Raw genomic sequence first — 12,778 nt, forward strand, 5'->3', positions numbered from 1 at the left:
AAGGTCAAGCCTTAAGGGTGAGGGCAAGCTGCTCCTGTCTCAGCGCCACAGTAGCTAACCATGGCGGGAGTTAAGATACAAGGATGTGGTGAGTTTACGAACCGCACCAATCGCGAACGATGCGCTTCACGCTGTTCAGCACCTACGGCCCTGGCAATTTTACGGCTTTTGCATCGGATGATTCGGCGGGCGGCAAACGATATTGTTGCCGAAAGCCTTCAATATCGGCCCGGATTTCTGTGACGGTTTGCTCCAATTCCGGCCCCATCCGTAAGGCGTCATCGCGACGGGATTCGCCGATTTCCTGCAGGATGGCATAGTAATAGGGTTTAAGGCGTTCCTTGAGATTCAGATGACCGTAGCGTTCGTCTTCGAATAATTTCAAAGCAAATGCTGTTTGGCCTTTGGCTGCTAACATAGCGACCGGGGAGGCTAGGAAAGCATCCAAATCATCTGTTTCGGATAGAAATTCGGTCATTGCTAAATCAATTGCGGAAAATGCTTCAGGAAATTCTTCGTTCCATAATGCAAGCAGACTTAGTGGTAACTTAGTTTGGGCGGATGGTTCGACTTGATCAGACTTTCGCATCAACTCCAGTGCTTCGAGAGGTCTCTTTCCATCTTCATAGTAAACCATGGATAAATTATGAATCGCATCAACATAGCCTTTCTGAGCTGCTTTAAAAAAATAGGATTCTGATAGTTTCATATCCCCGTTTTGCATATAAATAATACCGACGTTGTACTCGGCCGTCGGGTAACCCTTGTCCGCTAATACTTTGATTAACTTCAAAGCGCTTTTCCAATCACCAGATTTATAAGCCTCACTGGCTTTTTTGAATAAGTCAAAGTCCGACTCCGGTAAACTCTCGGCAACCTGCGGAACAAATTCTTTAGTCGTATCCAGCACCCGCTGCTGTAAATCAAAGTCGCATAAACTCTGAGCCAACGCCTGACTCCACAACAAAGCATGCCGAGGCGCCAATTTACCTCCTTTCAACGCATCCATATGCCGCTCGGCGCGCTCGGCTAACTCCCGCTCATCGCACCAGCTTTCCAGAAACTTGACCAGCCAAATCGCGCGTTGTTTGTCATTTTTGCGCCCCAAGCGCATCAGGCACCAGATATTAAAGAAGCGTTCTTCCAGTTGGTACAGATGATTTTTGGTCGAAGTCGGGATGCGGCGGATGAGACGGTTTTTTTCCAATTGGCTTAATTGCGCCGACACCTGTTTGCTGGGCAAACGAGTCTTGGCGGCGATTTCTTTGGTAGACATCGCATCCCAACCCAAGGCAATTGTGTGAATGATGGCTTGCTGTTGGGCAGGCAAGTCGTCCAGCCGGTGTTTGTACAACGGCGTGACTCTATCCAACAACGCTTCCAGATCATCCAAGGCGCTGCCGTGGTCGTCCAAAAAAATTTCGAACAGCAGAATCATCGTGCGCGGCACGCCGGCGGTTAGTCGGCGCAGGGCCTCCACTTTACCAGGCCGGGTATGCAAAATGTCCTGCATTTTTGCGGTCTGCTCCGCATCGCCTAGGCCTAACAGCAGTTCGTGGGTTTCCTCGCGATTCAGGCCATTCAGGGTTTTCATGGTAAAAAACTGGAAAAACGGCTTGCCCTGATCGTAATGCTGTTCCAGTATCACGGCAGATGCGCCAACGATGCGAATACGGCGACTGGTTTGCAGGATTTCCCGAAGCCGTTGCTGATCGCGTAATTCGAACTTGCCGAGCATTTCTCCCAGATTATCGATCAACAGCAAAACGCTCTTATCCACCTGTTGCAACGCATCGCCCAGGATAGAGAAACAATCCTTTTCGTAGTGCGGCGACTGGTAAGCTTCTTCATATTGATCCGGCAATGTCTCAAACTCAGGTTGGTCGGCCAAATGCTCGGCGACCAGTTCCCACAAACGGCATAAAGAGGTGACCGAATATTCCTCCTCGCGAAACAGCACCGGAATCAGCCAGGGCGACAGTTCGGTATCGTCGCGCACGCAGATCGACAGCTTACGGAGCAGCGTGGTCTTACCCTGGCCGCGCAAGCCTTGAATGATGGTGTGTTTGAAAAATTGGTTGGGACCGGTTTCGCGAATCCGTTGCATCAGTTCCGCCAAGGTATCGCGGCGCACCACGAAGCGTTCGACGAACAAGTCTTCCTGCATTTCCTGCGGGTTATAAATAGCTGCTACTTTCATCTTTGGGCTCCGGTCAGTTGGCGATTTCTTTCCACCACCAGGCGCGCAGCACCGGGGAGATGAAACGGAAACGGTTGTGTTCGTCGCAGGCCAGATAACCATCGTGTTGCAGGATATTCAGCAAGCGTGAAACCTCATCCATGACGTCCTGCTGCACGGCCAGATTACAGGCTTCGGCATAGTCGATGCCGAGTCGATTCGGATCAGCCGCCAGACTGAGCAGAGTTTTACAGAAGCGGTATTCTTCTTTGCTTAGCGCTTGTGGTTTCAGGCGGTTGTGCCAGTGTTCAAAGTTGTGGCGATGGCCGATCATGGCTTGGAAAGCCTCATCGATATGCTTCTCTTCGAGCGGAGACGCGTGGAGTTCGTCGATCAGCAAACTGATGTAGAACGGCGCCAACCAATCGATACGATACAGTAACGTTTCAAGCCAGGCCGCGTCGGCCTGCAGTCCTTTGCGTTGCAATAAACACTGGGTATAATCCAATGCCTCATCGCGCCGAAACGGACGCATTTTAACTTCGCGCAAATCGTTGATGTGCTTGGTAAAGCCCATACCCTCCACTACGTTCTGCAAGCCGATGGAGCCAGCATAGAGAAACTGAATTTTGCCCTTGTAACGCGGCTCTTGTCGCAATTCGCGCTGGGTGGTCAGCAACTTGCGCACTTGCGGCACCCCTTCGTTTTCGCGGATGTTTTCCAACGTCTGGGGGAATTCGTCCAACATCATCACGATGGGCCGACCCGGCTCCAGATGTTCCAGCAATCGGCAAAACTCGGCGTGATAGTCCAGCGCCTTGGCGTCGCCGAAACGTACACTCTTGCCCAGTTCTTGGATATTGATACTTTTGAAGCGACTGGTGATGCTCCATCCCAACGAATCCCATCGGTTCAAAAAATTTTGATCCACCAAATGGGAAATCAGCTTGCGATAAAACTCGTCGACAGTGTCCGATGACTCGACGATCAAATAAGTGGGCAGGAAAGCACCTGGAGCATTGGCTTCCAGATGTTGCATCAACTGGGTTTTGCCTATTCGGCGATGACCACTAAGGATGATATGCTCGCCGCTCCTCAAGCGATCGGTAAGCGTTTCGAGTACATCGTGTAAAGGCTGATATTTAGGCATAAAGGACTGACAAAAAATATGTTGCCATCGTAATAAGCAATAAATTTATTGTCAAATTATTCAGCAAAAATTTTATTGCCAAATAGCATGAGCCGTATACCTACAATGTATTGCTCAATCATATTTATGGCCGGGCGAAAACCCTAAGCCGTTCGGTAACCGTGTAATTCATAGAGTGAGACTTGTCCGGTTCCGGAACAATGTAACGGCATCTATTCGTGTGCTTGTCTGTGCTGCCTTAGGATCACTCACTCAGAATGGAAACGATGGAAAGCTACGGTCAGGTCTTGAAATCTAGCAAAATCCTTCAAGAATACTCAATTTCAAGACTCCCTCTCGTTTCGGCTGATCCTTGGTTTACGCCCTGGGGCCTGCGATTTCGGTGTTCGTGTCAATAGTTGGAAATTTCACCTTTGCTGTGGGCTGTATGCTGCTTGGGGTTCGCTTGCTACGCTAACAGCCAAAGGAAGCCATCGCCGTTCAATCAAACCCCGTATCTTGATTGGCAATAACGCTAGTGTCCCTTATGTCGCCGGTGCTAACCTGCCGCCATCATGGTTTGCAGGAGTTTTACGATGAACGATATTAGCGACCCGGTTTACGCGCGGCTGCTCAAGGCGGCGCTGGAATGTTTCCTCGCCGACGAATACCACAAGGTCACCACCCGCGCCATCGCCGACAAGGCGGGCGCCAACATATCGATGATCCGCTATTACTTTGGCAACAAGGAAGGCCTCTATGAAGAGATGATCCGTGAGACGCTCAAGCCCATTCTGGACATACTCGACAGCAATATGATGTCCGAGGTCGGCGGTCTCGCCGAATACCTGCGCTTGTATTACGACACCATGCGCAAGCATCCCGAGTTTCCCAAACTCATTCTCAAGGTGCTCGCCCTCAACCACGGGCCGGGCCGTCGCTTCATCTTGCAATTGCTGGAGCGCGGCCGCAGCGGCGGCGCGCGGCGACTGGAACAACTGAAGGCGAGCGGTCAGGTCGATCAGGCGCTCAATCCCGACGTGGCGCGGATGGCTTTCGTCAGTCTTGCCATGATGCCGATGCTGCTGAAAGACATCTTCGAGGAACAAATGGGCGGACAGATGGACGAGGTCTTCCTCAACGAACTCGCCGCGCTGAACGGCAAACTATTGGCGGCGGGCATGGCCGCCGCACAACCGGGGGCGTGACATGACATTGCAAAAGAATGCCGGCGCGGTTCGCCGTTTCGCCAAACTCGCTCGCTTCGGCATCTGGCTGCAAAACCTGCCCAATAAACTCGTGCCGGCGCCGTTCCGCTTAATCCAGATCGGCTCGGCCTTTTGGCAATCGCGGGCGTTGTATGTCGCCGCGCGGCTGGACATTGCCGGCGCGCTGGCCGATGGCGAAGTTAGTCCCGAAACGCTCGCCGAACGCGTCGCCGTCGACGCCGATGCGCTCTACCGCTTGCTGCGCATGCTGGCGGCGATGGGCGTGTTCGAGGAAGTGTCGCCGCGTCGCTTCCGCAACAACCAGCTGTCGTCCTGCCTGTGCCCGGATCATCCCCACAGCGTTCGGGCGATGGTGTTGATGCACAACTCGCCGGAAATGAGTCGGCCGTGGTTCGAGCAATTAGAGAAGGGCGTACGTAGCGGCGGCGTGCCGTTCGAATTGACGCACGGGCAGGCGTTTTACACCTATATGGACGGCCACCCGGAATTCGACAAACTGTTCGCGCAAGCGATGGATAGCGTGGAAGTCTTGACCGGTGACAGCTTCGTTACCGATTTCGATTGGTCGCGCTTCGAACGCATCATCGACGTCGGCGGCTCCAAGGGCGCAAAATCGCTCGCCATACTCAAACGCCATCCGCATCTCAAGGCGCTGGTAGCCGACCGCGAACAGATCATCCAAGGCGCGGAGCAGTTCTGGAAAGACCAGGGCGAGGGCGTCGCACTGCAACGCATGAGCTTCGCAGCCTGCGACCTGCTGCAATACGTGCCCAAGGCGCAAAGCGGAAAGGACATCTACTTGCTGAGCGCGGTGCTGCACGGCTTCGACGATGCAACCTGCATCGCCGCACTGTCCAACGTGGCGAGTGCCGCAGGCCGCGATGCGACTATCGCCGTGATGGAAATACTGATGCCGGACAGCCGGACTGACATCGCAACGGCCGCGTTTGATATGCAGATGTTCGTCAACACACGCGGTCGGGAACGGACGTTGGACGAATGGCGGCGGCTGTTCGATCAGAGCGGGTTAGTGTTGCAGGAAGTGGTGGATTTGCGGTCGTTTGGGAAAATATTGGTGCTGCGGGCGGCTCAATCTACCGGTAGGGGAGAGAGCTAGCCGTTGTGATTCTGGACATTGAGCGGCGAAAGTCCATTTCTGTTCGAGCGCCTAGGCTACGGTAATTCGATCGTCAACCCGCGCTGGGCGGATGACTAAGCGCAGCGCTCGAACCAATGCGCCAGCCATTTATTCTACGCTTCCCTCATGTCAACTTAGCACGCTCGGTCAGGCGGTGTTATTCGAAGCTTGTTACAGTGCATCTCGATTGAGGAGGTATAGAGGTGAACAACAAAACGGCCAGCGCGGCCTATGCGACGCGCTTCGATCGGGTTTTCGATTACATAGACAAACACCTGTTCGAGCCGCTGTCGATAAACGAACTGAGCAAACAAGCAAATTTTTCCCGGTTTCACTTTCAACGGCAATTCTCCGCTTACACCGGGCTGAGTACGACGCGTTACATTCTGTTATTGCGACTACGCAAGGCTTCGTACCAACTGGTATTTCAGGAGAGGCGTCGCATTACCGACATTGCGTTGGAAACCGGTTTCGGCAATGCGGAATCGTTCTCCCGCGCGTTCAAAAAATGCTTCGGACAAACGCCCACTCAATTCAGAACGCAGCCTGCATGGCAGCCTTGGAACGAGCGCATGCAATTACCCAAACGAATTAGGAGTCCCCAGATGAAGGTAACAATCGTCGATTTTTCAGAAACCATGATCGCAGCCTTGGAGCACCGTGGCTCACATACCCTTGTGATGGATACGGTCAGAACATTCATCGACTGGCGTAAGCAAAGCGGCTTGTCACCGGTCGCCAGCAGCCGTACGTTTGGTATCGCGTATGACGATCCGGCGGTCACGCCGCCGGAAGCGTTTCGTTTCGATGTGTGTGGCGAGGTCAAGCAAGCCGTGCCGGAAAACCCGCATGGGGTGGTAAACAAGCGAATTCCGGAAGGACGTTGCGCGGTGGTCTGCCATATCGGCTCGACCGACCGCATCAGCGACAGTGTTTATTATCTTTACCGGGAGTGGTTGCCGGAAAGCGGCGAGGAACTGCGCGATTTTCCGCTGTTTTTCCACTACATCAAACGGGTGCCTGAAACGCCCGAACACGAACAGGTTACGGATGTTTATCTGCCTCTAGCGTAAGCGGAAAGCGGTGAAACTGCCGAGTGCGAAACAACCTTCTACTTGCACACTTGTAACTGTCCGTAATGAACACTACTTGTTTTTACAGTTGCATGACGCTTAGCAGGATCAGATTTGAGGTCAAGACTTTGCACCTTGACCTCAAGATGTTGAGCTAAAACCTACGCGAGGTGCATTGCAGGCGTTTCAGCGTTGCCGATAACCTATCGATTTCCTCGTAGGTGTTATAAAACGCCAACGAAGGTCTTACGGTACTTTCCAAGCCAAAACGCCGCAAGATGGGTTGTGCGCAATGATGTCCGGAGCGCACGGCAATGCCCACCTCATTCAAGGCTTTACCAATGTCTTGCGTGCTATGACCATCCATCACGAACGAGACCACGCTGGTTTTATCCGGTGCGGTGCCGATCAAGCGCAGTCCAGGGATGGCCTGTAACGCATGCATCGCGTAAACCAGCAATTCATGCTCGTAGCGGGCAATATTGTCGATACCCAGTTTACTGACGTATTCCAAGGCTGCGCCCAGACCCACCGCGTCGGCAATATTCCCGGTGCCGGCTTCGAATTTGGCGGGTGCCGGTTGATAGACGGTATTTTCGAAGGTTACGTCTTCGATCATATTCCCGCCGCCTTGCCAAGGTTGGGTGGCCTCCAGAACTTCCGCCTTACCGTAAAGCACGCCGATACCGGTCGGACCGAAGATCTTGTGGCCGGAAAAGGCCAGCCAATCGCAATCCAAAGCCTGTACATCAACCTTTAAATGCGATACCGATTGTGCGCCGTCCAGCAACACCTTAGCGCCTGCTCGGTGTGCCAGTTCGATCATTTCCTGAGCCGGTGTCACGGTACCCAACGCATTGGAGACTTGCGTAAATGACACCAGCTTGGTTTTGGCATTCAGCAACTTTTGATACTCGGCTAAAATCACCTGGCCGTTGTCGTCGACCGGAATGACTCTCAGCACCGCACCGGTTTCCGCGCACAGTTGCTGCCAGGGCACGATGTTGGCGTGATGCTCCAGCCAGCTGATGACGATTTCGTCGCCCGCGCCAATGTTCTGCTTACCCCAACTTTTCGCAACCAGATTGATGGCTTCGGTAGCCCCGCGCACAAACACCACTTCTTCTGCCGACGACGCGTTAATAAAACGTGCGACGATGTTCCGTGCGCCCTCATAGGCATCGGTAGCCCGTGCCGCCAATTCATGCGCGGCGCGATGGATGTTGGAGTTTTCGTGTTGATAAAACTCGGAAATCCGATCGATTACCACCTGCGGTTTTTGCGTGGTTGCGGCGTTATCCAGCCAGGCCAGCGGATAACCATTTACCCGCTCTTGCAGAATCGGAAAGTCTTTGCGCACCGCATGGACATCAAAGGGCGGATGCGCGGAACCTAAACCCGGTATTTGCGCCGCGCGAGCCAATGCCGATACTTCGTTTATAAAATAAAAAGATGAACCGCCGGACGCCGCGGGCTGCGGCGCATGGCCCATGGGCGTGGACAGGGCAGTTTGCAAATCCGTGGTGCCGGGCACCGCAAAACTGCGCTGCACCAGGGCCGAAATAGCCGTGTCGTCGATGCCGGGCCGGGAATCGAAACCTACCGGTACATTGTTGAACGGTTGGGATGTCGCGGCCGAAACCGGTACGGTATCGATAGCCTCGCCGGCATTAGGCACTTCCCGGAAAAACTGATTTGCCAAACGCGTCAGTTCGGCGGTATCCGGCAAGCCCTCGGGCACCGTGCCGCCGCTCAGCGCTTGCTGGGCCAGGCTGGCTAAATCCAGGTTATTGGTAGTCATAGTAGTTGCCTATTTCGACATTCTCCAATACGCCGATGGCATCTTCGGTTAACACGGCCAGCGAGCAATACAGCGATACCAGATAGGAGGCAATAGCCTTGTGGTTGATGCCCATGAAGCGTACGGACAAACCCATGCTGAGTTCGTCGGTCAAGTTAGGTTGATACAAACCGACCACGCCTTGACGGCTTTCGCCGGTGCGCAACAGCAGGATATTGGTTTTGCCGTTGGTGATTTTCAGCTTGTCGGTTGGAATCAAGGGCAGGCCGCGCCAAGTCAGAAATTGCGAACCAAACATGGATATGGTTGGTGGTGGTGTGCCGCGGCGGGTAGCTTCACGACCGAAGGCGGCAATTGCGCGAGGATGGGCCAGGAAGAATGCGGGTTCTTTCCAGACTCTGGCAATCAATTCGTCCAGATCGTCCGGGGTTGGCGAGCCTTTGCGGGTTTGGACTTTTTGCGCAGGCGCGACGTTGTTCAGCAAACCGTATTCGGTGTTGTTGATCAGCTCGCTTTCTTGGCGCTCTTTGACGGTTTCGATGGTCAGGCGTAACTGTTCGTGGATTTGGTTGTACGGGCTGCTGTACAAATCCGCTACGCGAGTGTGAACGTCCAGCACGGTGTTGACGGCGTTCAGGCGATATTCGCGGCCCCATTCTTCGTAATCTACATAGGTTTGTGGCAGGACTTTTTCGTCCAGGCTGGAGCAATCCACGGCAATACTGGTTTCGCTTTTTACTTTGTTGACGCGGTAAATACCCGCTTCGACTGGTACCCAGTGCATCAAATGCACTAGCCAGCGAGGGGTAATGGTACCCATCATGGGCACGGTTTTGGTGGCGTTGGATAAGGTGCGCGCAGCGACGTCGCCTAACGCGGTATGGGCTTGATGGATGTCTGACATGGTGATTTTCCTTTCTTAGTGGGTGGTGGGTTGTTAACTGTGTGTTTTCGTTGCAGATATTTTTAAAGTTTGTTTAAAAAAGCCGAGTTGCCATTGGCGATTAAATCCCGCCGCCGCCGGCAAACACTTCGGTACGATTTTGGCCCTGGCTGACCAGACTGCCGGGCGGGACGCTGTGGGTTAGCCAGACGTTGCCGCCTATCGTCGAGCCGCGTCCGATGGTGATGCGGCCCAAAATCGTGGCGCCGGCATAAATCACGACATCGTCTTCGACGATGGGGTGGCGGGCGTTACCCTTGATCAGAATGCCGTTGTCGTCCTTGTCAAAGCGTTTGGCGCCCAGCGTTACCGCTTGATACAAGCGTACCCGCCGGCCGATGACCGCAGTTTCGCCTATCACTACGCCGGTGCCGTGATCGATAAAAAAGCTGTCGCCGATTTGCGCGCCGGGATGGATGTCTATGCCGGTGGCGGAATGCGCCACTTCGCTGATTACCCTTGCTACCAGCGGCAGGCCTAATTCGTATAGCACATGCGCCAGCCGGTGATGAATCACAGCGGTGATGCCGGGATAACACACCAGCACTTCATCGGCGCAACGCGCGGCGGGGTCGCCTTCGTAGGCGGCTTGAATGTCGCTGTCGATCAATTGCCGCACGCCAGGTAGCTGAGCTGCAAACTGCCTAGTGATGTCGGTCGCTTGACTATGGGTGTCCAGGGACAGGCCTTGTTGCTCGGCAACGAATTGCAATTCCAGGCTGATTTGCCGGTGCAATTGGCGGAGCAGGCTATCCAGGGTATGGCCGACGAAATAATCGATACCCTCGTCGGTAAGATCCGGCATGCCCAGACGGTTGGGAAATAACGCCGCGCCTAAATTGTCGACGATTTGGCTCAACACCTTGCGCGAAGGTAATTTGGGTGGGTGTTCGCGGCGGTGGCGGTTTTCCAGGGATTGCAGACGCAGCGCCCGTAGTTCGGCGACCAGTGCATCGATTTCCCAGCGTTGGCCGTGTTCGCTGGACGTCATAGCGCCACACCTTGTGGATCGAACAGGCCTTCAAATAGCGCCGAGCTTAAATAACGCTCGCCCGAATCCGGCAAGATGACCACGATGGTTTTGCCTTCGTGTTCCGGACGCTTCGCCACCCGCACCGCCGCAGCCACCGCTGCACCACAGGAAATGCCGGCCAGAATGCCTTCCTCGCGCGTCAGACGGCGGGCATAGTCGATGGCATCGTCATTACTCACCAGGGCAATTTCGTCGACTAGCGACAAGTCCAATACATCCGGTACAAACCCGGCGCCTATACCTTGGATTTTGTGTGGTGCCGGCTTTAGCTCTTCTCCTGCGCGAAACTGCGTTAAGACCGGACTGGCTTCGGGTTCCACCGCAATCGAAATAATAGGTTTGCGCTGATTAAATTTAATGTAACGCGATACCCCGGTAATGGTGCCGCCAGTACCGACGCCAGATACCAATATGTCAATAGCGCCGTCGCTGTCCTTCCAGATTTCTGGGCCAGTGGTCAACTCGTGGATGCTCGGGTTCGCCGGGTTTTTAAACTGTTGCAGCAATACGTAGCGATCAGGGTCCGATGCGGCAATTTCTTCGGCTTTGGCGATCGCGCCTTTCATACCTTTCGCACCCTCAGTGAGGACCAATTTGGCGCCGTAAGCCACCAATAATTTACGCCGTTCCAGGCTCATCGTTTCCGGCATGGTCAAGGTCAGCGGAATCCCGCGCGCGGCGGCAACGAAGGCCAGGGCTATGCCGGTATTGCCACTGGTAGGTTCTATCAGTTCTTTATCACCGCTGAGCAGGCCGCGTTGCTGGGCGTCATTGATCATGGCCGCGCCTATGCGGCATTTCACGGAGTAAGCCGGATTGCGGCCTTCAATCTTGGCCAGCAAAGTCACCGGCGCGCCGTCGGTTATGCGGTTTAGCCGAACTAAAGGCGTATTGCCTATCGATTGCGAGTTATCTGGATACCAATGCGTCATGGCGGTATTACTCCCTCTTGGTTTTCTGCCGGCCAAAAAAAAGCCAGCAGCCTGCTAAGGCGTACTGGCTTCCGGTGGTCCGGTCAGCAATTTTTTTTAAAGTACTTGGTTTAAATAGAGACTGTCAATACAGGTACCGGCAGCTCAGTTTTACGTAATGCCTGTTTGAGATATATAAATCTAAAAATATGATTTACCTCGTTGCAAAGAGCTTATCGCGATTGTCTGGGTGTGTGTAAGTCTTTGTTTTTGCGTGCGGCGTCCAGGAATTTGGGTTTTTGCGGCAGTTCTTATGATAAATATAGAAATTGAAAGGTGAATTCCTGCTTGATTTTAATATGCTTGTTCTTTGGCGGCTTTGGAAAGCAACTCGTTGATAAAATATTGCAAATACGTCGGCAGATATAACTGCTTCAAATAGGCGATTTTCGTCACCGAGCGCGGGATCAGGTGCGATAGATCCCGGGCTACCAGATCGTTGTCGTTGCGCGATTCATAAGAGGTGCCGGCGATAATGCCGACGCCCAAACCCAGTCTGACATAGGTCTTGATGATGTCGGAGTCTGCCGCGGACAGCGTGATATCCAGTTCCTTGCCGGCGTTCTTAAAGGCTTTTTCGATGGTGGAACGCCCGGTATAGCCTTGCGAGTAAGTCAAAATCGGGAATGCGGCCAGCCGGCCCAGCGTTACATCGCCTTGCGCCAAGGGATGATGACGCGGTACCACGGCAATGTGTTGCCATTCGTAGCAGGATTTGACGACTAACTTCTCGTCCTCATCCAGCTTTTCGGTACAGATAGCGATATCGGCACGGTGCTGATGGAGCTGCTCGATCAGTTCTTGCGGCGAAGATTGCACCATATAGATGGTAATGCCCGGATATTTTTCCCGGAACTTTTGCACCGGCTCCGGGAGCAAATATTTGGCTTGAGTATGGGTAGTGGCGATGTGTAAGGCGCCGTTGCGATTTTCGCGAAAGTCATCGGCGATGGACAGGATGTTCTTTTTGGCCTGATTGATCCTGTCCACCTGTTCCATCACCTGCTCGCCGAGCGGGGTCAGGCCCAGCAACTTTTTGCCGTGCCGTTCGTAGAGCGGCGAGCCCAATTCCTCCTCCAATAACTGCAACTGCCGGCTGGCGGCCGACTGCACCACATGCATAATTTCCGCGGCTTTGGATTGGTTGAACTGGGTGTCTTTAAGGACGCGCAATAATTCAAGCTGATTAAGATTCATACCGGTCTTTCCATGGGGTGATTTGAGCGAAAGGGCAGTAAACGCGAAACGTGTCTAATGCTGGCTCGGGCTATGCTGCCGATAG

General features: G+C 53.7%; 10 protein-coding genes. 3 read left to right on the top strand and 7 right to left on the bottom strand.

What is annotated here, in order from left to right; translation table 11 throughout:
• Positions 1-142 precede the first annotated feature (142 nt).
• Together A1332_RS20655 and A1332_RS20660 are read right to left on the bottom strand one after the other, a co-directional pair.
• The gene (locus tag A1332_RS20655) at positions 143-2,200 is read right to left on the bottom strand and encodes a hypothetical protein (protein ID WP_064010317.1); all 2,058 of its coding nucleotides are present in this window, start codon (positions 2,198-2,200) and stop codon (positions 143-145) included.
• A gap of 13 nt (positions 2,201-2,213) precedes the next feature.
• Entirely contained in the window at positions 2,214-3,329 is a 1,116-nt protein-coding gene (locus A1332_RS20660; RefSeq protein ID WP_064010318.1) for an ATP-binding protein, read from the bottom strand.
• Between the two features lie 575 nt (positions 3,330-3,904).
• Between A1332_RS20660 and A1332_RS20665 the strand changes: the two genes are divergently transcribed.
• The 3 genes from A1332_RS20665 (at position 3,905) to A1332_RS20675 (ending at position 6,748) form a co-directional block, all read left to right on the top strand.
• The gene (locus A1332_RS20665) at positions 3,905-4,516 is read left to right on the top strand and encodes a TetR/AcrR family transcriptional regulator (protein ID WP_064010319.1); all 612 of its coding nucleotides are present in this window, start codon (positions 3,905-3,907) and stop codon (positions 4,514-4,516) included.
• Between the two features lies 1 nt (position 4,517).
• Positions 4,518-5,654: a methyltransferase gene (locus tag A1332_RS20670; protein ID WP_064010320.1), complete on the top strand. Its 1,137-nt coding sequence runs from the start codon at positions 4,518-4,520 to the stop codon at positions 5,652-5,654.
• A gap of 224 nt (positions 5,655-5,878) precedes the next feature.
• The gene (locus A1332_RS20675) at positions 5,879-6,748 is read left to right on the top strand and encodes an AraC family transcriptional regulator (RefSeq protein WP_064010321.1); all 870 of its coding nucleotides are present in this window, start codon (positions 5,879-5,881) and stop codon (positions 6,746-6,748) included.
• A gap of 154 nt (positions 6,749-6,902) precedes the next feature.
• Here A1332_RS20675 and A1332_RS20680 read toward each other — a convergent pair whose 3' ends face one another.
• The 5 genes from A1332_RS20680 to A1332_RS20700 form a co-directional block, all read right to left on the bottom strand.
• On the bottom strand, positions 6,903-8,549 hold the full coding sequence (locus A1332_RS20680) for a family 2A encapsulin nanocompartment cargo protein cysteine desulfurase (protein WP_064010322.1): 1,647 nt from the start codon (positions 8,547-8,549) through the stop codon (positions 6,903-6,905).
• A complete protein-coding gene (locus A1332_RS20685) occupies positions 8,536-9,453 on the bottom strand; it encodes a family 2A encapsulin nanocompartment shell protein (protein ID WP_026600930.1) in 918 nt (305 codons plus the stop codon). The genes A1332_RS20680 and A1332_RS20685 overlap by 14 nt, the downstream gene beginning before the upstream one ends.
• A 100-nt stretch (positions 9,454-9,553) precedes the next feature.
• Complete coding sequence (epsC, locus tag A1332_RS20690) at positions 9,554-10,483, bottom strand: serine O-acetyltransferase EpsC (RefSeq protein WP_064010323.1); 930 nt, start codon at positions 10,481-10,483, stop codon at positions 9,554-9,556.
• Positions 10,480-11,457, bottom strand: coding sequence for a cysteine synthase A (gene cysK, locus A1332_RS20695; protein WP_064010324.1), 978 nt, complete (start codon positions 11,455-11,457; stop codon positions 10,480-10,482). Before cysK ends, epsC begins: the two co-directional genes overlap by 4 nt.
• 333 nt (positions 11,458-11,790) lie before the next feature.
• Positions 11,791-12,693, bottom strand: a complete 903-nt coding sequence (locus A1332_RS20700) for a LysR substrate-binding domain-containing protein (protein WP_064010325.1) — start codon at positions 12,691-12,693, stop codon at positions 11,791-11,793.
• Positions 12,694-12,778 lie beyond the last annotated feature (85 nt).

Source organism: Methylomonas methanica (genome assembly GCF_001644035.1).
Taxonomy (GTDB): domain Bacteria; phylum Pseudomonadota; class Gammaproteobacteria; order Methylococcales; family Methylomonadaceae; genus Methylomonas; species Methylomonas methanica_A.

What these genes read in the sequence shown, in the direction of transcription:
- A1332_RS20655 (WP_064010317.1), bottom strand. Translation starts at nt 2,200, where the DNA reads ATGAAAGTAGCAGCTATTTATAACCCGCAGGAAATGCAGGAAGACTTG.
- A1332_RS20660 (WP_064010318.1), bottom strand. Translation starts at nt 3,329, where the DNA reads ATGCCTAAATATCAGCCTTTACACGATGTACTCGAAACGCTTACCGAT.
- A1332_RS20665 (WP_064010319.1), top strand. Translation starts at nt 3,905, where the DNA reads ATGAACGATATTAGCGACCCGGTTTACGCGCGGCTGCTCAAGGCGGCG.
- A1332_RS20670 (WP_064010320.1), top strand. Translation starts at nt 4,518, where the DNA reads ATGACATTGCAAAAGAATGCCGGCGCGGTTCGCCGTTTCGCCAAACTC.
- A1332_RS20680 (WP_064010322.1), bottom strand. Translation starts at nt 8,549, where the DNA reads ATGACTACCAATAACCTGGATTTAGCCAGCCTGGCCCAGCAAGCGCTG.
- A1332_RS20685 (WP_026600930.1), bottom strand. Translation starts at nt 9,453, where the DNA reads ATGTCAGACATCCATCAAGCCCATACCGCGTTAGGCGACGTCGCTGCG.
- epsC (WP_064010323.1), bottom strand. Translation starts at nt 10,483, where the DNA reads ATGACGTCCAGCGAACACGGCCAACGCTGGGAAATCGATGCACTGGTC.
- cysK (WP_064010324.1), bottom strand. Translation starts at nt 11,457, where the DNA reads ATGACGCATTGGTATCCAGATAACTCGCAATCGATAGGCAATACGCCT.
- A1332_RS20700 (WP_064010325.1), bottom strand. Translation starts at nt 12,693, where the DNA reads ATGAATCTTAATCAGCTTGAATTATTGCGCGTCCTTAAAGACACCCAG.